Raw genomic sequence first — 23,231 nt, forward strand, 5'->3', positions numbered from 1 at the left:
CTGTGACTGGTTTTTGGAAAGGAGCGTGCCGCTACTCCGGTTGCCGGTCAGGCCTTTATAGGGATTTGGCGGCTTCAACGCAAGCGGCACGCCGAGCAGGAGCGCAGAGAGAGTGGTTGTGTGGGAGGGAGTCTGTGTGGTTAGGTCGCCTGGAGAGGTGGGGTGGACGGTACAATCGTAAGAGTATGCCTGAGAGACGAACGAGCGAAATCGGCGGGAAAACATTGAATATTGAGGATAGTTCTTCCGGTGCGGAGTTGACTCAGCCGCAGCGGTATAACCCGGCTGAGATCGAGCCGAAGTGGCAGGCCCGGTGGGATGCGGATGCGACGCTGTATGCGGCAGAGGCGCATGATTCGGGGAAGCCAAAGTACTACTGCCTGGAGATGCTGCCGTATCCGAGCGGCGCGCTGCATATTGGGCATGTGCGGAACTATGCGATCGGCGATGCGCTGGCTCGGCATATGTGGATGCGTGGGTATAACGTGCTGCACCCGATGGGGTGGGATGCGTTCGGACTGCCGGCGGAGAATGCGGCGCTGAAGAACGGCGTGCCGCCGCGGGAGTGGACGTTTGCGAATATTGCGGCGATGAAGAAGCAGTTTCAGCGGCTGGGGATGGGGTTCGACTGGACGACTGAGGTGACGACCTGTCTGCCGGAGTACTACCGGTGGAATCAGTGGTTCTTCTTGAAGATGTTTGAGAAGGGGTTGGCCTATCGGAAGAAGAGCAAGGTGAACTGGTGTCCGGAGTGTTGCACGGTGCTGGCGAATGAGCAGGTGATCGGTGGGCGCTGCTGGCGGCATGAGGATACGGTTGTTGAGCTGCGGGATCTGACGCAGTGGTTTTTGCGGATTACGAAGTATGCGGATGAGTTGCTGGAGGGATTGGATAAGCTGGAGGGTTGGCCGGAGAAGGTCCGGACGATGCAGCGGAACTGGATTGGGCGGAGCGAGGGGGCTTTGATCGACTTTGCGGTCGATCAGGGTATAGGGGGTAGGGAAGAGGGAGTAGAAGGCAAGATCACGGTGTTTACGACGCGGGTGGATACGATCTTTGGGGCGACGTCGGTGCAGCTTGCGCCGGAGCATGCGGTGTCGAAGGCGTTTGCGCTGGAGGATGACAAGCTGCGGGTGCAGATTGAGCAGCTACTGGCTGAGCAGCAGAAGGCGCGAGAGTCCGATGCGCTGGGTGCGATTGAGAAGCATGGCGTGAATACGGGGCGGTTTGCGGTGAATCCGTTCAATGGCGAGCGGGTGCCGATCTGGGTGGCGAACTACATTCTGGCGGACTATGGGACGGGCGCAATTATGAGCGTGCCGGCGCATGATGAGCGGGACTTTGAGTTTGCGCGGAAGTATGGGTTAGAGGTGCGGCGGGTGATTGCTCCTGCTGATGCTTCTGTTGACGCGACGAAGGAGAAACAAGAACAAAATACGGGGATCCTTCGCTCCGCTCAGGATGACGGCGCTGAGGATGTGGTGGGGGAGCTTCCTTATCTCGCTGAGGACGAGGCGGTGCTGATCGACTCGGGGAAGTGGACTGGGCTGGGTTGTGTGGAGGCGCAGGAGAAGATGGCTGCGTTTGCGAAGGTGAAGGGATTTGGCACGCCTACGGTTACGTATCGGTTGAAGGACTGGGGGGTGAGCCGGCAGAGGTACTGGGGGACGCCGATTCCGATGGTGTACTGCGACAGGTGCTCGCCGGAGGAGCCGCTGCCGGTGGCTGAGAGCGAGCTGCCGATTTTTCTACCGGAGCAGATCGATATTACGCAGACGAACGGGTCGCCGCTGGGACGGGTGGCTGAGTTTGTGAATGCGAAGTGTCCGAAGTGTGGCGGGGCGGCTCGGCGGGAGACGGACACGATGGATACGTTCGTTGACTCGAGCTGGTACTTCTATCGGTATACGGATGCGAAGAACTCGAAGGCTCCGTTTGATTCGGACAAGGCGAACTATTGGTTTCCGATCGATCAGTACATCGGCGGGGTGGAGCATGCGATTCTGCATCTGATCTACTCGCGGTTCTGGACGAAGGTGATGCGGGATCTTGGGTTGGTGAAGAACGATGAGCCTGCGCAGCGGCTGTTTACGCAGGGGATGGTGATCAAAGACGGCGCGAAGATGTCGAAGTCGAAGGGCAACGTGGTGTCGCCCGACGACATGATTGCGCGGTATGGCGCGGATGCGACGCGGATGTATGCGCTGTTTGCGGCTCCGCCGGATCGTGACTTGGAGTGGCAGGAGGAAGGAGTTGCGGGGATCTCGCGGTTTCTGAGTAAGGTGTATAGGCTGACGACGAAGTACTCCGGTGCGGCTCGGGCGGCGGCTGGTGGTTCGCGCGGGGGAGAGAGTTCTGCGAAGGAGCAGGCGTTGTTGCGGCGGCTGCACCAGACGATTGCGAAGATCACGCAGGACTTCGATGGGCGGTGGCACTTCAATACTTCGATCTCTTCGATCATGATTTTGGTGAACGAGATTACGGCGAACGAAGCGGCGATGGATGCGGGAGAGATCTCTCCTGCGGCTGTGGCTGAGGTGTTTCGCGGGTTGATCTTGTTGCTGGCTCCGTTTGCGCCGTTCTTTGCGGCGGAGATGTGGGAGGAGATTGGTGGCGAGGGTGTGGTGTTTCGCACGGTGTGGCCTGAAGTGAATGAGGAGCTTGCTCGGGATGAGGAGATTGAGATTCCTGTGCAGGTGAATGGGAAGCTGGTGACGGTGGTTAAGGTGGCGGCGGGGAGCGATGAGGCTACGGTGAAGGCTGAGGCTTTGGCTGATCCTAAGGTGATAGCGCGGATTGAAGGGAAGACTGTGGTGAAGGTGATTGTGGTGCCGGGTAAGCTTGTGAATCTTGTGGTGAAGTAGGTGCAGGGCCTAGGGGACAGGGCTCAGGGCAATGTGGCAACGCCGGTGCGGGGGACTCAGTCGTTTGTGCATACGCTGTCGGAGTGCTGGCGGCGGCCTTCGCTGACGGCGCTGGAGGTGCTGTGGCGGTGGGCTTATGGGATTCCGGCGCTGCTGCTGCTGCGGTATGAGGGGCTGAAGATCTTGCAGGCTACGCCGCTGGACTATGCGGCGCTGAAGAGTATGACGGTGGTGGATCCGCTGGGGTCGGCGCAGACGCTGGCGAAGGCGATGGCGTTGTTGTTGCCGCAGGTGATGGGTGTGGCGTTGTGGCTGGCGCCGTTGTTGGTAGTCGTGTGGGTGATTGTGTCGGCTGTGGGACGGACTGTGGTGTTGCGGCGGGCGGATAAGCGGCTGCATGCCCGCGTGGGGACGCTGATTGTTTTGCAGGCGGTGCGGGTGGTGGCGCTGCTGGGAAGTTTTGCGGTGTGGTTCTGGTGCATGGAGCGGGTGGCGGAGTGGACGGTGACGGGGCCGATTGCGTTGGGTGGGGAGCCGAACCTGGTGGGATATTTTTCGCTGGTGATTGTGGCGACGCTGGGGCTGTTTACGCTGTGGGCGGTGGTGAGTTGGGCGCTGTCGGTGGCTCCGCTGGTGGCGATGCTGCGTGGGTTGGGGGTGGTGGGGAGTTTGGTGGCGGCGTTTCGGCTGGGACCGCTGAAGTCGAAGCTGGTGGAGATCAACCTGGTGATGGGGATTGTGAAGATCGCGTTGATTGTGCTGGCGATGGTGTTTTCGGCGACTCCGCTGCCGTTTGAGAGTGTGACGACGCCGGAGTTTTTGTTTTGGTGGTGGGTGGGGGTTACGGTCCTTTATTTTCTTGGATCTGACTTCTTCCATGTGGCGCGGCAGGTGGCTTATCTGCAGCTTTGGCGAGCTTACGAAGATTGAGAGACTATGTCCTGCCGGACGGGCGCCCTGCGCTAGGCCACCCCTCAAACGAAGACCTGTTTGTGGGGACCCCGGTTCGCGGCGGTCACTTCGTGACTTGTATACCGCTTCGCTTGGTGCTCCCGATGGTCGCAGGCTAAATTCCGAGCCGACCAACGGGAGGACCACAAGAGATCGTAGGTGCAAGAAAAGGTACACACGTCACGAAGTGACCGCTGCCCGCGCAGGGCGCTCGTCCGGCAGGACAGTCTCTAAGAAGACTTTCTCTCGCCGGGACGGCGATTCTGCATCATACGGGAATCTGCTTAGCGAGGGAGATTGACTATGTCGTTTGGGATCTATGCGATTGGCTATCTGATTCTGATCGCGGGTGTAGTTTATCTGGCACACCTGATGCATATTCCGCAGCATTACATTGTTGCGATTGCGGTGATCATGCTGGGAGTTGGGATCGTGACCGGTGTGCAGACGACTCGACGTAGAGACCCGAGCTAGCGGGATTTGCGGGCGTTTCGGGTACTAAAGTTTTTCCTCTACGGGCGGAAAATCCGGCATCCTATCTGTGCATGGGCCCCCTCATTCCCCCTTTGGAGAGAGATCATGTCCTCTGCCCTTTATGCTGCCGCTTATCTGTTGCTGATCGCCGGTGTCTCCTACATGGCGTATCTGAGTCACATTCCTGAGTCCTACATTGTTGCTATCGCGATCATCATGGTGGCGATTGGCGTGGTGAGCGGGATGGAGAGTGCGAGGTTGAGGAACTCAGAGTATCGCCGCAGGCCGGGGCTCTACTGAGAAGACGGCGTCGCCGCCGCCGCATTTACACTGGGTAAGTGGATACCTCAACGATCGTCATTCTGGATTTTGGGTCGCAGTATACGCAGCTGATTGCGCGGCGTATTCGTGAGTTCAATGTATTTTCTGTTGTGTTGCCTTGTACGGCCCCGCTGGAACAGGTGAAGGCGCTGAACCCGAAGGGTGCGATTCTTTCGGGTGGGCCGTGCTCTGTGTATGACGCGGATGCGCCGAATGCAGATGAGGGTGTGCTGGCGATGGGCGTGCCGGTGCTGGGGATCTGCTATGGGCTACAGTTTATTGTTCATCATCTGGGTGGCAAGGTGGTAGGAGCGGCGGCGCGGGAGTATGGGCATGCTGAGGTGACAGTGGTGGCGGAGACTCCTTTATTCAAAGGGCTCCCCGGGTCGCTAGATGTGTGGATGTCGCATGGGGATGAGGCGGAGACGCTGCCGGTGGGATTTCAACTGACGGCGAAGACCTCGAATGCGGTGGCGGGGATTGCGGATGAGGCGAGAAGGATCTGGGCGGTGCAGTTTCATCCAGAGGTGGCGCATACGCGGCAGGGGATGGAGCTGCTGAAGAACTTCTGCCTGGATATCTGCGGGGCGGAGCAGAATTGGACGCCGGAGCATTTTATTCAGTCGACGGTGGAGAGGGTGCGGGCGCAGGTGGGAACGGGGCATGCTATCTGCGGGCTGAGTGGAGGCGTGGACTCGAGTGTGGCTGCGGTGCTGGTGGCGCGTGCGATTGGGGATCGGCTGACTTGTATCTTTGTGAATAACGGCGTGCTGCGGAAGGACGAGTTTCTGAAGGTGCAGACGACGATGCGCGAGCAGCTGGGGCTGAATGTTGTCGCGGTGGACTCTTCGCAGAGGTTTCTGGAGAAGCTTGCGGGTGTGACCGATCCGGAGCGGAAGCGAAAGGTGATTGGGAACGAGTTTATTGCTGTGTTTGATGATGAGGCTAAGAAGATCTGGGAGTCCTCTGCCGCGGGTGCTGAAACGGAGAAGAGCGCGGGGCATGAGGTCGCGTGGCTGGTGCAGGGGACGCTGTATCCAGATGTGATTGAGTCGAGCAGTGTGCATGGGCCAAGCCATACGATCAAGAGCCACCACAATGTGGGTGGGCTGCCGGCGGATATGAAGCTGAAGTTGATTGAGCCGCTGCGGGATTTATTCAAGGATGAGGTGCGACGGATAGGGCGGGATCTGGGGATGCCGGAAGAGATCATTGAGCGGCAGCCTTTTCCTGGGCCTGGGCTGGCGGTGAGGATTCTGGGCGAGGTGACGGCGGAGCGCGTGGCGATGCTGCAGGAGGCCGATCAGATTGTGGTGGATGAGATCAAGAAGGCTGGGCTGTATCGGAAGGTTTGGCAGAGCTTTGCGGTGTTGCTGCCGGTCAAGAGTGTGGGTGTGATGGGGGATCAGCGGACGTATGCGAATACGTGTGCGGTGCGGGCGGTGGAGAGCGAGGATGGGATGACGGCGGATTGGGCTCCGCTGCCTTATGAGGTGTTGCGGACGATCTCGAGCAGGATTGTGAGTGAGGTGCGGGGGATTAATCGGGTAGTGTATGACATTACTTCGAAGCCACCTGGGACGATTGAGTGGGAGTAGGTACGCCCTGCGCGGGCGGCGGTCACTTCGTGACTTGTATACCCCTTCGGTTGGTGCTCCCGATGGTCGCAAGCTGGAGTTCGTGCCGACCAACGAGAGGGCGATGCTGTCTGGTTCGCCAAGATCGTACACGCGTCACGAAGTGACCGCTCTCCGCGCAGGAGGCCCGTCCGGGACAGAGCTAGCCTATGTAGGCTGCGGCGTCGGTGACGTCGGTTCCTGCGTTCAACTTCATTGCGCGGAATAAGATCGTCAATGCTGTGGAGACGGCGAGGTTCAGCAGCAGTGCGGGTACGGCTGCGTACATGGGGTAGGTGCTGCCGAAGAGATGAAGCGGGTAGACCGAACTCTTCAGCCCTAGCGCCACCGCCATGGCTGTGCCGCTGAACATGCCTGCCGCCCAGCCGATGAGCAGTGCCCAGGGATTGAACCAGCGCGTGAAGACTCCGAGAACGACCGAGGGGAAGAGCTGTCCCATCCAGATTCCGCCTAGCAACTGCATCTCGATCGCGTAGGGTGCGGGGAGCTTGAGGACGAAGATGAGTGCGCCGAACTTTACGACGAGCGAGACGATCTTGGCCATGCGGGACTCTTCTTCGGGGAGCATCTTTCGTCGGATCAGTGCGCCGTAGAGATTGCGGGTGAAGAGGTTGGAGGCGGCGATGGACATGATCGCTGCGGGGACGAGTGCTCCGATAGCAACTGCGGCGAGGCAGAAGCCAGCGAACCACTCGGGAAACATCTTGAGGAAGAGCAGCGGTACGGCTTGATTGGGATCTTTGGTGACGACTCCGGCGGCTAGTGCGAGATAGCCGAGGAGGGCGATGAGTCCCAGGAGGAAGCTGTAGGCAGGCAGCATGGCGGCGTTGCGGCGGATTACGTTGGCGCTCTGCGCGCTGAGGACCGCGGTGGCGGTGTGGGGGTAGAGCATGAGCGCTATGGCGGAGCCGATGGCGAGGGTGGAGTAGCCGAGGAACTGGCCTTGTTTCAAATTAATCGTGGCGGATGGCGTGTGATGGGCGAGGAGCTGGTTGGCGATCTCGAAGACTCGTGCGTAGCCGCCAAGTTTGTGGGGGATGTAGATCAGCGCGGCGAGGACCATGATGTAGAGCATGACGTCCTTGACGATGGCGATGACGGCTGGGGCGCGGAGGCCGCTGGAGTAGGTGTAGGCGGCGAGGATGACGAAGGCGGCTGCGAGGGGCCACTCGCCGTGGATGCCCATGGCTCCGATGACGACGCGGATGCCGACCAGTTGCAGTGCAATGTAGGGCATAAGGGCGAGGACGCCGGTGAGTGCGATGGCGATGGTGAGCCAGCGGTTGCCGTAGCGGCCGTTGACGAAGTCGGCGAAGGTTATGTAACCGTGGCGGTGGCATACTGTCCAGAGGCGCGGCAGGACGAGCATCATGTAAGGGTAGGCGATGACGGCGTAGGGGACTGCGAAGAATCCCATGGCGCCTGCTCCGTAGAGTGCGGCCGGCACGGCGATGACGGTGTAGGCGGTGTAGAGGTCGCCGCCGATGAGGAACCAGGTGATCCAGGTGCCGAAGCTGCGGCCGGCGAGGCCCCACTCTTCGAGGGAGCCCATTCCTGCCTTCGGCCTTCGCCATCGCGCGGCCCAGAATCCGGCGAGCGTTACGAGCAGGAAGAAAAAACAGAAGACTATCAGTGCCGTCGTATGGAGTTGCAATCGTTCACCCAGCTCTTGAGATTTGCGGTACTCACAGGTTAGCGCAACGGTGCAGGAAGAGGGATGATTGCTGGGTTAGCTTCGTCCGTTGTCGCTCCACTCGTAGACGACTACGCCTAGGTCGTTGAGGGTTTTGATGACGGCTTCCACGTTGCGGCGAACCTCGGGGCGTGCGGCTACAGGGACTGAGTGGGCCTCTTCGACGGCGACGACGCGACCATAGGGCCAGGAGTTTTCGGGGATGGCGTTGAGCGCGGTAGGCAGGTCGATGACGCGCACGTTCAGGTCGCGGCGGCGGGCGCCGATGGGCCGCAGCATTCCGCCAACGCCGAGGCCGCTGGTGTTGCTGTCGGCGACGACTACGTGAAGGGTTGCCATCTCGCCCTGCACGGTGAGGTAGGGATTCTCCCAGAGAGTGAGGCTCTTGACGGCCATGTAGCGGGTCTTCGATGGGGGCGGGATCAGCTCCATCTGCTGGCGAGCGAGGTTGTTCTCCTGCTGGTGTTCGGCGGCGAGGGCGTTCTGCTCGGCGACGTTGGGAATGGCTGGGATCGCGGGCCGGGAACAGCCGGAGAGGGCGAGCGAAAGCAGAAGAGCGGCGGGAAGGAGCGCGTCTCGTAGCAGCGAATAGCTTTCGGGCGGCGAGTGTCTGGACAGCGAATGTCGGGATAGCGAGGGCACGAACACCAGCATATCAAGCGATGGCGACGATCAAAAGGTCAAAGTTCCTGGCAATTTTTGATGAAGACGAGTGGTTATCGTCCTGTCCACACGGCGGGGCGTTTTTCCAGGAAGGCCTTGGTGCCTTCTTCTTTGTCGGCGGTTCCGCAGAGCCTTCCGAAGATCTTTGCTTCCATGTCGATGGCTTCTTCGAGGCCGATCTCGCTGCCGTCGCGGACTGCCTCGAGGCATGCGGCGACGGCCAGGGGGGCCATGGTGACGATGGTTTTGGCGAGAGCTTCGGCGCGCTCCATGAGTTTTTCTGCGGGCAGGACTTCCTCTACCAGACCGATTCGCAGGGCTTCGGCGGCGCTGATCATCTCGCCGGTAAGCAGGAGTTTGAGGGCCATGGGCTGGCCGACGAGGCGTGGGAGCCGCTGGGTTCCGCCGTAGCCGGGGATGAGGCCGAGTTTGACCTCGGGCTGCCCGAGGCGCGCATTCTCGCTGGCGAGGCGCATGGTGCAGGCCATGGCCAGTTCGCAGCCGCCGCCGAGGGCGAAGCCGTTGATGCAGGCGATGACGGGCTTGCCGCAGGTCTCAATGAGGCGAAAGACGCTCTGGCCGCGGCGGGCTTTAGCCTCTCCTGCTGCGGCGTCTGTGGCGGCGAGCTCTTTGATATCTGCGCCGGCGGCGAAGGCCTTTTCGCCTGCGCCGGTGAGGAGGATGACCCGGACGGCGGGGTCTGCGGCGAGTGTTGAGAATACGGCTTCTAGTTCGTTGAAGACCTGGGTGTTCAGGGCGTTGAGCACCTGGGGGCGGTTGAGCGTGACGCGCGCTACCTGATCCTTTACCTCGTACAGCAACGTCTCGTAGTTCACAGACCTCTCCTCTGGCTATCTCGTGGGCGATCTCGTGGGCGATCTCGTGGGCGATGTGGTGCCCGCACTCCAGACGATACAATCGAATCTATGATTAAGGGAATTACGCACGTCAGCGCGATTGCATCGGGGGCTGAGTTTGACCGTGTCTCGAGCCTGTTTTCCGCTCTTGGTTTCGAACAGGGCAACGGATGGCAGGATGCGCAGGGTCGCGGCGCTGCCTTTCTTGCGCCGATCGGCAACCTTGAGTTTGTTACGGGTAGAGAGCCCGCGGTGCCGACGGTGTTGATCGAGGTTACGCAGCTGGACCACATCCGTTCGCTCGTAGAAAAGTGGCTGCTCGCAAGCTATCGCACGGAGGAGGTTCCGGAGATTCTCTCTGCTGCGGAGCTGACGCACTGGAACAGCAGACTGTTCACGGTTCAAATTACGACTGAGCTGCGGCTTGGGTTCTGGCAGTCGGAGAATCCGCTGCATGGCCAGCCTGAGGCTGTGGAGGGCGACCTGAGCGCGGTGGATATGCGCTTCGCGGTGGTGACGACGCGCTGGAATACGGTGATTACCGACAGGCTGCTGCAGGGGTCGCTGGATGCGCTTCATCGCAGCGGCGCGGCGCGAGCGGACATTGAGATTTTTCGGGTTCCTGGGGCGTGGGAGGTGCCGTCGGCTGCGCGCACACTGGCGGAGTCGAAGAGGTTCGATGCGATTATCACGCTGGGGTGTTTGCTGCGTGGGGAGACGGCGCACTATGAAGCGATTTACAACGAGGTGGCGCGGGGGATTGGCCAGTCGCAGCAGGAGACTGGGGTTCCGCATGCGTTCGGGGTGCTGACCTGCGAGACGCTGGAGCAGGCGCTGGACCGCGCGGGGTTGAAGGCGGGAAATAAGGGCTTTGAGGCGGCCAGCGCGGCGATTGAGATGGTGTCGATCCAGCGCAAGCTCGCGGCGCAGAACGGCCAGGGGAAAAAATAATGGGGACACGCCGCAAGTCGCGCGAACTTACGATGCAGATGTTGTTTCAGGGTGATCTGGGCAAGCAGTCGCCCGAGCAGGTGCAGAAGCTCTTCTGGGCATCGGTGGAAGATGTGGATGCCGAGACGCGTGGGTTTGCGGAGGATCTTTACCGCATTGCGACGACTCGGGATGAGGAGATCGACAAGCTGATTGAAGAGCATGCGCAGAACTGGCGGCTGGAGCGGATGCCGGTGGTGGATCGAAATCTGCTGCGGGCTTCGGTGGCGGAGATGCTGGGATTTCCTAATACGCCTGCTGCGATCATCATCAACGAGACGCTGGAGATTGGACGGCGGTACGCGGCGCCGGAGTCGATTCACTTTCTGAATGGCGTGCTGGATGCGATTGCGCGGGATTTGTTGAAGAGGCGGCTAGCGTAGAAGCTGTCCTGCCGGACGGGCGCCCTGCGCGGGCGGCGGTCACTTCGTGACTTGTATACCGCTTCGCTTGGTGCTCCCGTTGGTCGCAAGATGGATTTCGTGCCGACCAACGGGAGGACCGTTAGTGTTATGTGCTGCCTAGACCGGTATACGCGTCACGAAGTGACCGCCGCCCGCGCAGGGCGCTCGTCCGGCAGGACCAGTTTCTAGGAGGTCGCCTTACGCGGCTTCTGCACCAGCAGGTTTGGAGCGACGATGTTTCCATTCACATCCGGCAACTTCGGTGCGAGTGGGGTTGTCGTGTCCTTGTAGGTGCCGTCGGCCTGTTTGGTGATGAGGTGGACGGCGTTGTCTCCTGTGGTGCCAGCGTAGAAGGTCTGGTTGTCTGCGCTGACCACGCCGACGATCGGCGCGATGGGAGTTCCGAGCGCGGTCGACAGGGGGATGCTGCTCAGGGTTCCGGCGCCGGTGGTCTGGGGGATGTAGGTGGGTACAACGGCTCCGCTGCCCTGGTAGGTGACGAAGGCGATCTTAGAGTCAGAGGTGGGAAAGACGCCGGTGATGGCCGAGGCGGTGACGCCGGGGAGCGCGCCGGTGAAGGCGGTGGAGGTGGTGAACTTCTGCGGTGTCGTTATGGGTGTTTGACCGGGGCAGGCACCAATAGGCAGGCTCGGAACGGTACCGCCGGGTGGAACTCCGATCGCGAGGTCCGTCAGGGTCGGCGCGGGCGTAACGGTTGCGCCGAGAACATGGAGGCCATCGTTGGTGGTGGCGATGCGGTCGGTCTGCGGACCGAGGACGCCGGCGTCAGGATAGAAGAGGTTGGTGGTGGTCGAGGAGGTTGTGGCGGCGCCTCCGACGATCGTTGTCACCGGGCAGTAGGAGCGGGCTGTGGTTGGGTTGCCGCCGAAGAAGGCTCCGACGCTTGGGACCCCGATTGCAACGTCGGTGGTGGCTTGAGAGGAGGTGGTCTGGTACCAGCCGGTGAAGGTGGAGTGAACTAGCAGGGTGTTGTTGGGGGTTGTGACGCCGGTGGAGGAGTTATAGTCGCCGAGGGTGATGTAGACGGTGGAGTTGTCGGGCGAGAAGACGGCATGGGTGGCGACGCCGCCGTACTGAGTCTGAATGCCGGCGCTGCTGGTGGTGGTTCCGGTGGTTCCGGTGCTTTTGCCGCTGGTGTTGTAGAGGTAGACGAACTGGCGGATGGGGTCGGTGATGACCAGGGTGGTACCGTCCGGCGAGAGTGCGATCACATTGCCGGGTACGGTGATGTCCTGAGCGGCTAAGCTGTTTGTGGTCGCGCTGAAGGTCATGAGTTCGAAGGAGCTTCCCATGTAGATGGAGCTGCCGTCGTTGCTGATGACCATGGAGTTGGGCTGATAGGGCAGGCGCACCGGGTTTCCGAGTTGAGGCTGCGTGAAGTCGACGGGTACGAGATAGAACGAGTTGGTGCTCGCGATATAGAGGTTGGTGCTGTTGACGCCAGGGGCTGTGACGAGGACTGGATTCGAGGTGACTGCTTTTCCGTTGCCGAAGAGGCCAATCTGGTTGAACGGGGACGGATTGCAGGTGGGGGGCTGGCAGACTGCGGTGATGGCGGCTGCGCCCGGAAAGATGGGGGTCACCGAGGCGGCTGACGCAGCGGGAATGGTTGTAGGGGTGGTGGATTCGAAGTTAAGGGTGAGGCCAGTGAGGATGGTTCCGTACTGATCCGTTGCCACCGCGTTGATCGGTTGCACATTGTTGGGATTTACGGTCACGCTGGTGGCGTTGCCTGTTCCGATGGGAGCGGTGAGAGCGATCGAGGTCGGAGGGCAGGTGGAGAAGAAGCCAGCGGAGCTTCCTGCGTTTGAGATGTTTGCGGTGATGACGGTGGATCCGGGCTGCTGCGCGGTGGCGACGCCGTTCTCGTCGATGGTGACGACGGATGCGGTCTGCGGGGCGTAGGAGAGATGGCCGACCTGGCAGCTGATGTTGGCACCATTTCCGGCTAGCACTCTGGCCGCCAGTTGGCTGGTGACGGACTGGGAGACGCAACCGGTTGCCGCGACTGCGTTGGCGGTTGGAGTGACGGGGACGGCACAGCAGCCGTTGCCGTTGGTGGTTTGCGTGCAGGTCGAAGTCTGTGTATCGAACGCGGCGGGGCTGCAGTTGGTGGCCGGATCATTGGCGCAGTCGGTTGAGAGCGCTCCAAGGGTCACGTTGGTGACCACGGGATGGATGAAGATCGGGAGCGGATTGCTGCTGACTCCGTTGCCGTTGACTACGACGTAGACTGTTCCGGATTTGTTGGTGGGGTTGCAGGTGGTGAAGTCGGCGATGCCGCCGCCGGTGTTCCTGTTCCAGGTGCCTGCGCAGAGCCGGCCGGTGGTTGGCTGCACGTCGGCGATGGTCATATCCGGCTGTCCATTGGGGAGGAAGGTGGCGTAGGTGTAGCCGGACACCGTTACAGTGGTGCCCTTGCAATCGATGGCGGACGGTGAGCTGACCTGACCGATCTGCGCAAAGTTCAACGATATGCCGAAGATCTTGGGTTGGAGGTTAATGGTCGCTATCTGACCGACGACAGGGCCGGTGTCACCGCCGTTGCAGAAGACCGCGGCTGTTTTTTTGGAGCAACCCGAGATCGAGACACCAAAAGGAATCGTGAAAAGCAAAAGAAAGACTAACGTGAGAAACCGACGCATTGAACCTCCCCGTCCAACCAGAACTCAAGCTGAACGGTCACACCGCAACCGCTGAATAGCTGAACCCTTAGTGTAAAAGCTGCACAGACCGGAAGCAAATCTTCCGGGCATAAATACTGTTCGAACGTTGGTTGGACGATCCAACCAACGTTTCGCATCGTGGCAAGATTGCTGCCTTTCGCGAGAGATTGCGGACGGAAGAGAGACCCTGAAGACTTCTACTTTGCGGGCATCTCCGTCTCGAACCAGTCAAGAGCCCGCTCGAGAACGTCCCTGCGATGCGCGGGGTCGTGAAAGGCGTGTCCCTCGTTCGGGTATATCACCAACTGCGTCTTTACGCCTTCGGCACGGAGGGCATGCCAGAACTCGAAGCTCTGGGGGGCGGGGCATTCGCCGTCGCGGTCGCCGACAACGACGAGGGTTGGAGTCTTTACTTTCTTGATGTATTCGATGGCCGAGCTTTTGGCGTAGATGTCGGCATCGTCGTAGACGGTTTTTCCGAAGAAGGGCACCATCCACTGGTCGATGGAGTTTTCGCCGTAGTAGCTCTTCCAGTCACTGATGCCTGCGCCGGCGACCGCTGCCTTGAAGCGCGTGGTCTGGGTGACGCCGAACATGGTCATGAAGCCGCCGTAGCTCCAGCCGGTGAGGCCTTCGCGATTCCTGTCGATGGGAAGGCGCTTTTCGAGTAGGTCCATGCCGGTGAGGATGTCGTGGAGGTCGCCGTAGCCGAAGTCCTTGATGTTGGCCTGGGTGCCCGTAGCTGCCTCGCGGGTTCGGCATGAAGACGAAGTATCCGAGTGCGGAAAACGGAACGCCGCCGTAGCCGACGCCGGGCCAGCGTGGGGTGACCACAGCGGAGGGTCCGCCGTGAACGTCCACAAGCAGCGGATAATTCTTTTGAGGATCGTAGTTCGCTGGGTAGAGCAGCCACCCCTGAACTTTAAAGCCGCCGTTGGTCCATTCGATGTTCTCGGTCTTGCCCCAAGTGGGCTTGAGGCCGTCGTTGAGATGGGTGATCTGCTTCAGGTCGTGGAGTGGGCCGGCCCATACCTCAGGGGCGCGCTCGAAGGAGCTACGAATCAGCGCGATCGTGTGGTCACGGGAGAGGGAGATGCTCATGACCAGGCCGCCGGCTCCGATGGATTCGGGGAAGGTGACGCTGGCCTGCGGGATGTCTTTCCCGGTGGCGAGATCGAGTGCGGTGAGGTGGCTGTTGCCGCCTACGTGTTCGGCGATGGCGATGAGTTCGGGCCCGGCCCAGCCGAAGTAGGCGACCGACGCGTTGCGGCTCGGGGTTAGATTCTTCGGTTCGCCTCCTGTAGAGGGGGTCAGGTAGAGATCGCCGCCGGTGGATCCTTGGTCGCTCATGATGCCGCCGATGAAGGCGATCTGCTTGCCGTTGGGCGACCAGCGGGGGACGGCAATCTGCAGGCCGTGGAGGGGGCCGGAGATCTTTGTGGTGTCGAGGATCGACTTGGGCTGGGCGGCGGCGAGGTCCTGGGTGTAGAGCTGGGCGACCCACCAGTTGTTCTCGCCAGGGGGAGTTGCGGCGATGAAGGCGAGGCTCTTCGAATCAGGCGACCAGTTGAACTCGTAGACATGCAGATTGGCGGGCGTTATCTGAGTGAAAGCTCCATCGGCAACCTGCACGACGCCGACGCGCTGAATCTCAACTCCGTCTTCGTCGATGACGCCGGACCAGGGTTTCATAGCGGCGAGAGCACCTGCACTGCGTGTGGCGTTTTCTACAAAGAGAAAGCCTATCGATTTGCCGTCGTGCGACCAGGCAAGGGAGTCGATGTTGCCGGTGAGGTGGGTGAGCTGCTTTGATTCGCCGGTGCTCTTCGACCAGAGGAAGACCTGATCCTGTCCCGCCTGGTCTGTCTTGGTGGTGCAGTCGGATACGAAGGCCAAGGACTCTCCGTCGGGTGACCACTTTGGATCGGAGCTGCTGCAGTCGGTTGCTCCCGATCCGGTGCTCACGATCTTTTCTTTGGCGGGGTCTGGATTCACTGCGTCGGACAGGTGAATTTGCGTACTACCGTGAGATCGGACGGACCAGGCGACGGTAGTTCCGTCGGGGGAGATGGCCGCTTCAGTGGGAATTTTTGTTTGACCGAGTGTCTCGATGAGCGAGCCAATACGCGGGTCTTTCGCGGTGGATGCGTCGGCCTCAGCTTGTGCTGCGGAGATGGGTCCAAGGAGAAGGACCGCGGTGAAGGCGATGAGATGAAAGGAGGAGGAACACTTGCGGAGATCTGCCAAAGCCATTCGAAAAGCCTAGCATGGAGGAGCGGTCTTTGGTCAGCGACGGAGACTGCATCCCGGCTTGTGCAATCGGCGACTTTTTGTCAAGAAAATCGGCGAAAAATTTGACCTTTCGCCGTCATATTGATATTGTAAGAGGGTTCCGCGAGTATCCGGACCGTGTCGTAGGGGAAGCTCGACGCACGGATGGGTGGAGAAAAACCCACGTAATCTTATGTTTCGCTTCCAGTCGAAGGACTGGTGGATAACGATTGCGCTATACTGGATACAAGAGATTCACCGCAGGACATTCCCGATCTGTGTTTCGCTAGATTCATAGAATCAGAATGTCGTTCGTCTGCGGCCTATCGTAATCGTGCCTGCGACACCCTCCACCCTGGATGGGCTATGCGGGCCGGGACAGCGAAACGGAGTCGGCTCATCCTTGAATGAGGAAAGACGCTCGACCACCGTCGACTGTTTACGTCTGGTTTGTTGTATCGGTTTACAGACGCAGCAGGGAAGATCTTCGTCAGAGACGCTTCAGCGTTCTCACTTTTTTGCGTGTACGGAGCCTGTACCGCAAGAGGCGAAGCTTGAATCCTACCTGCGCGTTTCATACAGGTTTGGTTGTAAGTTCGCGCGCGTTAACAAGGAGTTCTAGTGCCTACGTTCCATCAGCTCGTCAAGCAGGGCCGCACGCCCACTCGTTATAAGACCGCCAGCCCCGCGCTTCAGGGTTCGCCTCAGCGCCGTGGCGTCTGCACCCGCGTTTACACTCAGACCCCCAAGAAGCCGAACTCGGCTCTCCGCAAGGTTGCGCGTGTTCGCCTCACCAACGGGATTGAAGTTACGACCTATATCCCGGGCATCGGCCACAACCTGCAGGAGCACTCGATTGTGCTGATCCGCGGCGGCCGTGTGAAGGATCTGCCGGGTGTTCGGTATCACGTCGTTCGCGGAACGCTCGACTCGGTCGGCGTTGCCAACCGGAAGCAGAGCCGCTCGAAGTACGGCGCGAAGCGTCCCAAGGCTGCTGCGGCCAAGTAGTTTGCCGTTTGAAGTTTTTTAGATCAACCCGGCTGGCTGGATGGATTTGGCTGGCTGAATAAATCAGGTTCAGGGCTTGAGAGTTCTACGGCCCTGAAGGAAGACGAGAAGAGAGCAATGCCGAGAAAAGGTTACATCGCTAAGCGTGAAGTTGCTGCAGACCCGGTCTATAACTCCACCCTGGTCACGAAGTTTGTCAACTCCATGATGTGGGGCGGCAAGAAGTCGACCGCGCAGGGGATCTTCTACACCGCCATGACCAACCTTGAGCAGAAGGGTGGCGACGAAGCCCTCAAGCTGTTCAAGAAGGCGATCGAGAACTGCAAGCCGCTTCTCGAAGTGAAGAGCCGCCGAGTTGGTGGTGCGAACTACCAGGTGCCGATCGAAGTTCTGCCGGAGCGCCGCACCTCGCTCGCTATTCGCTGGCTTGTGACTTATGGCCGCGCACGTGGCGAGAAGGGCATGGTTGAGAAGCTCACCGCTGAGCTGCTCGATGCCGCCAATGGCCGTGGCGCCGCGATGAAGAAGAAGGAAGACGTCCATCGTATGGCCGAGGCGAATAAGGCCTTCGCGCACTACCGCTGGTAAAGAAAGCTTTCCAGTAGGATGTTTGTTTTTTGTTTTAACGCTTTTTATACCGCGAGCAGACGCTCGCAGATGAGAGATAGACCGTGGCACGCACTACACCTCTGAATCGTTGCCGGAACATCGGAATCATGGCGCACATCGACGCCGGCAAGACGACGACGACCGAGCGCATTCTCTTCTATACGGGCATCACGCACCGTATCGGCGAAGTGCACGAGGGAACTGCGACCATGGACTGGATGGAGCAGGAGCAGGAGCGCGGCATCACGATTACGTCTGCTGCGACGACCTGCACCTGGAAGAACATCCGCATCAACATCATCGACACGCCTGGCCATGTGGACTTTACGGCTGAGGTGGAGCGTTCGCTCCGCGTGCTGGATGGCGCGGTTGCTTGTTTCGATGCGGTTGCCGGTGTGCAGCCTCAGTCTGAGACTGTCTGGCGCCAGGCTGATAAGTACAAGGTTCCCCGGATCTGCTTCATCAACAAGATGGACAAAGCCGGTGCGGACGCTGTTTACGCGACCTCGACGATCGTTGATCGTCTGGGTGCGCGCGCGGTTCCGATCAACATCCAGATTGGAGCAGAGGCGAAGTTTCTTGGTGTGGTCGATCTGGTTACGATGAAGGCGATCTACTGGCACGACGAGACCATGGGCGCTGAGTACTCGGTGGAAGATATTCCAGCCGACCTGCTCGACAAGGCCAAGGCTGCGCGTGCGTCCCTGATCGAAGCTGTCTCTGACTCTGATGACGAGATCATGCACCTCTACCTTGAGGGCCAGGAGCCGACCGAAGCGCAGCTCAAGGCTGGCATTCGTAAGGCGACCATCGCGATGAACATCTTCCCGGTGCTCTGCGGTTCGTCATTCAAGAATAAGGGCGTTCAGACGCTGCTTGATGCAGTGGTCGACTACCTGCCCAGCCCGCTCGATATTCCTCCCATGATCGGACACAACCCCGACAACATGGAAGAAGAAGTCATCCGCAAGGCTGATGACAACGAGCCGTTCTCGGCGCTTGGTTTCAAGATCATGACGGACCCGTTTGTTGGTCAACTGATCTTCATTCGTGTCTACTCAGGTCAGTTGAAGACCGGTGACTCGGTGCTGAATCCACGTACCGGAAAGACGGAGCGCATTGGCCGTCTGCTGAAGATGCACGCTAACAAGCGCGAAGAGATTACTGAGATCCTCGCGGGCGATATCTGCGCTGCGGTTGGTTTGAAGAATCTTGTCACTGGTGACACGATCACCACGGACAAGCACCCTGTTGTGCTTGAGTCGATCGACTTCCCTGCGCCGGTGATCGAAGTTGCCGTGGAGCCGAAGACGAAGGCCGACCAGGAAAAGATGGGTATGGCGCTGGCCAAGCTGGCGCAGGAAGACCCCACGTTCCGCGTCCGCACCGACATCGATTCGGGCCAGACCATCATCGCCGGAATGGGCGAGCTGCACCTTGAGATCATCGTCGATCGCATGATGCGCGAGTACAAGGTCGAAGCCAATGTCGGTAAGCCGCAGGTGAACTACCGTGAGACCATTCGCGCGAACTCGGATGCTGAGGGCAAGTACATCCGTCAGACTGGCGGCTCGGGTAACTACGGTCATTGCAAGATCCGTATCTCGCCCAACGAGCCGGGCAAGGGCTATGAGTTCACCAACGATACGAAGGGTGGCGCTATTCCGAAGGAGTACGTCAAACCGATCGATCAGGGGATTCAGGATGCGATGCAGCGTGGCATTCTGGCCGGCTACGAGATGGTCGACGTGAAGGTTTCGCTCTACGACGGTAGCTATCACGATGTTGACTCGAACGAGATGGCATTCAAGATCGCCGGTTCGATGGCCTTCAAGGAAGCTGCCCGTAAGGCAAAGCCAGTTCTGTTGGAGCCGGTGATGTCGGTCGAAGTGACTGTCCCCGAGGAGTACATGGGTACGATCATCGGCGACCTGAACAGCCGTCGCGGCCGTATCGAGGGGATGGAGATGGTTGGCACCACGCAGGCTATCCGGGCCACTGTTCCTCTGAGCACGATGTTTGGATACGCCACTCATATGCGGTCGTCCACGCAGGGTCGCGCGAACTACTCTATGCAGTTCAAGCAGTACGAAGAGGCGCCTCGCTCGGTCTCGGAAGAGATCATTGCCAAGGTGCAGGGCAAAGAAGCAAACGCAAAGTAATCGCGGGACTTTGGTCCACGCAGGAATTTAGAAGTCAACGAAACACAGAAACACGGAGAGAGTCATGGGCAAGGAAAAGTTTGACCGGTCAAAGCCGCACGTAAACATCGGGACGATCGGGCACATCGATCATGGCAAGACGACGCTGACGGCGGCGATTACGAAGGTGTTGTCGAAGCACAACCCAAACAACAAGTTTCGTTCGTTCGATACGATTGACAACGCTCCTGAGGAGCGCGAGCGCGGTATTACGATTGCCACCTCGCACGTGGAGTACGAGACCCCGAACCGGCACTATGCGCACGTCGACTGTCCGGGTCACGCGGACTACATCAAGAATATGATCACCGGAGCGGCGCAGATGGACGGCGCGATCCTGGTGGTCGCGGCCACCGACGGCCCGATGCCCCAGACCAAGGAGCACGTGCTCCTGGCGCGCCAGGTTGGCGTTCCCTTCATCGTGGTGTTTTTGAACAAGTGCGATGCGGTTGAGGACGAAGAGCTGATCGAACTGGTGGAGATGGAGGTTCGCGAGCTGTTGTCGAAGTACGACTACCCTGGCGACGACACTCCGATCATCCGTGGCTCTGCGTTGGGCGCGCTGAATGGCGAAGCCCAGTGGGAGGCCAAGATCGACGAGCTGATGGCGGCGGTGGACAAGTACATTCCGCAGCCTGAGCGCGCGGTCGACCAGCCGTTCCTGATGCCGATCGAAGATATCTTCTCGATCTCGGGTCGCGGCACTGTGGTGACGGGCCGTATCGAGCGCGGCAAGGTGAAGGTTGGCGAGGCCTGCGAGATCGTTGGCTTCCGCGAGACCCGTCAGACGGTCTGCACCGGCGTCGAGATGTTCAAGAAGCAGCTGGACGAGGGTCTGGCTGGCGATAACGCTGGTCTTCTGCTGCGCGGTATCGCGAAGGAAGATGTGGAGCGCGGGATGGTGTTGGCCAAGCCTGGTTCGATCAAGCCCCACACCGACTTCAAGGGCGAGGTCTACGTGTTATCGAAGGAAGAGGGCGGACGTCACACTCCGTTCTTCAACGGCTACCGTCCCCAGTTTTACTTCCGCACCACGGACGTGACGGGTTCGGCGAAGCTGCCTGCGGGAACTGAGATGTGCATGCCCGGCGACAACATCCAGCTGGAGATCACGCTGCACACGCCAGTCGCGATGGAGAAGGGTCTGCGCTTCGCTATCCGCGAAGGCGGACGCACCGTCGGAGCCGGCACCATCAGCGAGATCATCAAGTAAAGAAAATGCTTCATCAGTTAGTTTTAGTTGTTCAAGAATAACGAGGGCTGTCGGCAGGTGCAGAAGTTCATCACCGGCAGCGACTCCAAACGATCTTTGAAGCGTGAAAGAGACACACCATGGCTGGACAAAGAATCAGAATTCGTTTGAAGGCATATGACTACCGCGTACTGGATACGTCGACCGGCGAGATCGTCGAGACGGCCAAGCGTACCGGAGCCCAGGTTGCGGGTCCCATTCCGCTGCCGACGATGAAGAACAAGTACTGCGTTCTTCGCTCGCCCCACGTCGACAAGAAGTCGCGCGAGGCCTTTGAGATTCGCACGCACAAGCGGTTGATCGACATCCTCGAGCCGACCCAGCAGACTGTGGATGCGCTGATGAAGCTCGATCTGCCTGCGGGCGTGGATGTAGAGATCAAGACGGTTCAGAAGTAAAGAGGCTTTCGGTAAAAGTTTCTTTGTTTTCGGTTTAGATGCATCAACCCGGCAGTGCTGAGCTGAAGCATCAGCATGATGAGGAAAGGAAGCTCCAATGTCAGTAGTAGGAATTCTCGGGAAAAAAGTCGGCATGACGCAGATCTTCGACGAGCGCGGTGATATTCACCCTGTGACCGTCCTGAAGGCTGGTCCGTGCGTGATCACTCAGTTGAAGACGCTCGTAAAGGACGGATACGAAGCCGCTCAGATTGGCTATGTTGACTTCGTGAAGGCTTCGAAGATCAACAAGGCGATGACTGGCCACTTCGCAAAGTCGAACGTTCCTCCGGTCAGGATGATCAAGGAAGTCGAGCTCGAAGCAGTGAAGACTGTTGAAGGCGAAGAGAAGGTCACGGCTAAGGCTGGCGATCGCATCCTGGTCGACATCTTCAACGACGAACGTTTCGTCGACGTCATCGGCACCTCCAAGGGTCGCGGTTTTGCTGGCGTCATTCGCCGCCACGGCTTCGGCGGCGGTCCCAAGTCGCACGGCCACATGTTCCAGGTGCAGGGTTCGATCGGTGCTTCGTCGTTCCCCTCGCGCGTATTTCCTGGTCAGCGTATGCCGGGTCATATGGGTCACGCTCAGATCACGGTTCGCAACCTGCGTATTCGCGGTATCGATCTTGAAGATAACCTTCTGCTGGTTGAGGGCGCTGTACCCGGCCCGCGTGATGGCTTCGTGCTGATCTCAAAGGCAAAGGCTCCGCCGCGTGAGCGTCGTGGTTTTGCCGGCGCCGCAACGAAGGACGCCTTGAAGGCTTCCAAGAAGGCTGCACCGTCCAAGAAGAAATAAGTAGTCGATTAAAAAGGCTTGCAACATGAAGCCGCAAACAAAGTTATGGTTCGCCGCATCGATGGCGAGCAAAGAGAGAGAAGAACGATGGCAAACATCAACGTAGTAAATCTCGCTGGAGCCAAGGTCGGAGAGTTCGAACTCGTCGACGAGGTCTTCGGGGCAGAGATCAACGACGGCCTCCTTTGGGAGTCGGTGAAGCACTACCGTGCGGCTCTTCGGCAGGGAACAGCTGCTACCAAGAACCGCAATCAGGTCTCCGGTGCAGGCAAGAAGCTTTGGAAACAGAAGGGAACGGGCCGCGCGCGTGTTGGTTCGATTCGCACTCCGCTCTGGCGTGGTGGTGGTACGGTTCATGGACCGAAGCCGCGTAGTTATGAATATGCCTTCCCGCAGAAGAAGCTGATGGGCGCACTCCGCTCCGCGATCTCCGCGAAGATCAACGATGGCAAGTTCACCATCGTCGACTCGTTTGAGGTTGCTGAGGCGAAGACCAAGCTCTTCCGCACTGCGCTCGACAAGCTCGAAGCGGGCAAGACGACTCTTCTGGTTGAGAGCAGCCGCAAGCTCGATGAGAAACTCTACCTCGGCTCGCGCAATCTGGCCGGTGTTGAACTGGTTCTCAGCTCTGAGGTTCATCCCTACGACCTGCTCCGTTATGAGCACGCCGTCTTCTCGAAGGATGCCATCGAGGCTCTTCAGGAGACTCTCAAGAAGTTTGTATCGAAACGCAGTAAGTCAACTGCGGAGCGCAGCAAGGTCGCGCAGAAGGAGGTTGCGTAATGCCAACTCTCTATACCGTCATTCGCCGCCCCCTCATCACCGAGAAGGGCATGACCGTCAAGGAGACGCAGAACACCCTGGTGTTTGAAGTCGCCCTGAAGGCTACCAAGACCGAAGTTAAGCAAGCTGTTGAAACACTCTTCAAGGTCAAAGTTAACGGCGTGCGCACCGCGACCGTTGAGGGTAAGGAGCGCCGCCGGGGTAAGTTCGCCGGCTACCGCCCCGACTGGAAGAAGGCTTATGTTCGCCTGAAGGATGGCGAAAAGATGCCGGAGTACCTCAATAGCCTCTAAGCGAAATTGTTTCGCTAGTAACAGAATTCAGGACCGA

General features: G+C 59.4%; 20 protein-coding genes. 15 read left to right on the forward strand and 5 right to left on the reverse strand.

The features are described from left to right. The first annotated feature begins 185 nt into the window (after positions 1-185). From leuS to guaA, 5 genes are all read left to right on the forward strand, one after another. Positions 186-2,864, forward strand: a complete 2,679-nt coding sequence (gene leuS, locus RBB75_RS12230; RefSeq protein WP_179636924.1) for a leucine--tRNA ligase — start codon at positions 186-188, stop codon at positions 2,862-2,864. Then, positions 2,865-3,794, forward strand: a complete 930-nt coding sequence (locus RBB75_RS12235; protein WP_353068251.1) for a hypothetical protein — start codon at positions 2,865-2,867, stop codon at positions 3,792-3,794. A gap of 324 nt (positions 3,795-4,118) precedes the next feature. Continuing rightward, entirely contained in the window at positions 4,119-4,289 is a 171-nt protein-coding gene (locus RBB75_RS12240) for a hypothetical protein (protein ID WP_179636926.1), read from the forward strand. A 105-nt stretch (positions 4,290-4,394) separates the two neighbouring features. Beyond that, a complete protein-coding gene (locus RBB75_RS12245; protein WP_179636928.1) occupies positions 4,395-4,589 on the forward strand; it encodes a hypothetical protein in 195 nt (64 codons plus the stop codon). 38 nt (positions 4,590-4,627) lie between these two features. Then, entirely contained in the window at positions 4,628-6,208 is a 1,581-nt protein-coding gene (gene guaA, locus RBB75_RS12250; RefSeq protein WP_179636930.1) for a glutamine-hydrolyzing GMP synthase, read from the forward strand. A gap of 181 nt (positions 6,209-6,389) precedes the next feature. On the opposite strand, the gene mctP is transcribed toward guaA, so the two are convergent. The 3 genes from mctP to RBB75_RS12265 form a co-directional block, all read right to left on the reverse strand. Beyond that, a complete protein-coding gene (gene mctP / locus RBB75_RS12255) occupies positions 6,390-7,901 on the reverse strand; it encodes a monocarboxylate uptake permease MctP (protein ID WP_179636931.1) in 1,512 nt (503 codons plus the stop codon). Between the two features lie 75 nt (positions 7,902-7,976). Continuing rightward, positions 7,977-8,582, reverse strand: coding sequence for a hypothetical protein (locus tag RBB75_RS12260; protein WP_353068252.1), 606 nt, complete (start codon positions 8,580-8,582; stop codon positions 7,977-7,979). A 74-nt stretch (positions 8,583-8,656) separates the two neighbouring features. After that, on the reverse strand, positions 8,657-9,439 hold the full coding sequence (locus tag RBB75_RS12265; protein ID WP_353068253.1) for an enoyl-CoA hydratase/isomerase family protein: 783 nt from the start codon (positions 9,437-9,439) through the stop codon (positions 8,657-8,659). Between the two features lie 90 nt (positions 9,440-9,529). On the opposite strand from RBB75_RS12265, the gene ribH reads away from it, so the two are divergent. Continuing rightward, positions 9,530-10,411 carry a 6,7-dimethyl-8-ribityllumazine synthase gene (gene ribH / locus RBB75_RS12270; RefSeq protein WP_179636935.1) on the forward strand — a complete coding sequence of 294 codons (882 nt, stop codon included), beginning with the start codon at positions 9,530-9,532 and terminating at the stop codon, positions 10,409-10,411. Then, positions 10,411-10,833, forward strand: a complete 423-nt coding sequence (gene nusB / locus RBB75_RS12275; protein WP_179636936.1) for a transcription antitermination factor NusB — start codon at positions 10,411-10,413, stop codon at positions 10,831-10,833. Before ribH ends, nusB begins: the two co-directional genes overlap by 1 nt. Before the next feature lie 206 nt (positions 10,834-11,039). Here nusB and RBB75_RS12280 read toward each other — a convergent pair whose 3' ends face one another. Together RBB75_RS12280 and RBB75_RS12285 are read right to left on the reverse strand one after the other, a co-directional pair. Next, positions 11,040-13,520, reverse strand: a complete 2,481-nt coding sequence (locus RBB75_RS12280; RefSeq protein WP_179636938.1) for a hypothetical protein — start codon at positions 13,518-13,520, stop codon at positions 11,040-11,042. 218 nt (positions 13,521-13,738) lie between these two features. Continuing rightward, positions 13,739-14,218, reverse strand: a complete 480-nt coding sequence (locus tag RBB75_RS12285; RefSeq protein ID WP_353068254.1) for an alpha/beta hydrolase family protein — start codon at positions 14,216-14,218, stop codon at positions 13,739-13,741. A gap of 2,215 nt (positions 14,219-16,433) precedes the next feature. Between RBB75_RS12285 and rpsL the strand changes: the two genes are divergently transcribed. The 8 genes from rpsL (at position 16,434) to RBB75_RS12325 (ending at position 23,194) form a co-directional block, all read left to right on the forward strand. Further along, a complete protein-coding gene (rpsL, locus tag RBB75_RS12290) occupies positions 16,434-16,820 on the forward strand; it encodes a 30S ribosomal protein S12 (protein ID WP_123489299.1) in 387 nt (128 codons plus the stop codon). A gap of 117 nt (positions 16,821-16,937) precedes the next feature. Beyond that, a complete protein-coding gene (rpsG, locus tag RBB75_RS12295) occupies positions 16,938-17,408 on the forward strand; it encodes a 30S ribosomal protein S7 (protein ID WP_158943903.1) in 471 nt (156 codons plus the stop codon). An 83-nt stretch (positions 17,409-17,491) separates the two neighbouring features. Next, positions 17,492-19,591, forward strand: a complete 2,100-nt coding sequence (gene fusA, locus RBB75_RS12300) for an elongation factor G (RefSeq protein WP_353068255.1) — start codon at positions 17,492-17,494, stop codon at positions 19,589-19,591. Positions 19,592-19,655: 64 nt separating this feature from the next. Then, positions 19,656-20,843, forward strand: coding sequence for an elongation factor Tu (tuf, locus tag RBB75_RS12305; RefSeq protein WP_179636944.1), 1,188 nt, complete (start codon positions 19,656-19,658; stop codon positions 20,841-20,843). A gap of 119 nt (positions 20,844-20,962) precedes the next feature. Further along, on the forward strand, positions 20,963-21,280 hold the full coding sequence (gene rpsJ / locus RBB75_RS12310; RefSeq protein ID WP_013581294.1) for a 30S ribosomal protein S10: 318 nt from the start codon (positions 20,963-20,965) through the stop codon (positions 21,278-21,280). A 97-nt stretch (positions 21,281-21,377) separates the two neighbouring features. Continuing rightward, a complete protein-coding gene (gene rplC / locus RBB75_RS12315; protein ID WP_179636946.1) occupies positions 21,378-22,118 on the forward strand; it encodes a 50S ribosomal protein L3 in 741 nt (246 codons plus the stop codon). Between the two features lie 87 nt (positions 22,119-22,205). Continuing rightward, entirely contained in the window at positions 22,206-22,901 is a 696-nt protein-coding gene (gene rplD / locus RBB75_RS12320; RefSeq protein WP_179636948.1) for a 50S ribosomal protein L4, read from the forward strand. Then, positions 22,901-23,194, forward strand: coding sequence for a 50S ribosomal protein L23 (locus RBB75_RS12325; protein ID WP_179636950.1), 294 nt, complete (start codon positions 22,901-22,903; stop codon positions 23,192-23,194). Before rplD ends, RBB75_RS12325 begins: the two co-directional genes overlap by 1 nt. The last annotated feature ends 37 nt before the right edge of the window (positions 23,195-23,231 follow it).

Source organism: Tunturibacter empetritectus (assembly GCF_040358985.1).
Lineage (GTDB): Bacteria > Acidobacteriota > Terriglobia > Terriglobales > Acidobacteriaceae > Edaphobacter > Edaphobacter empetritectus.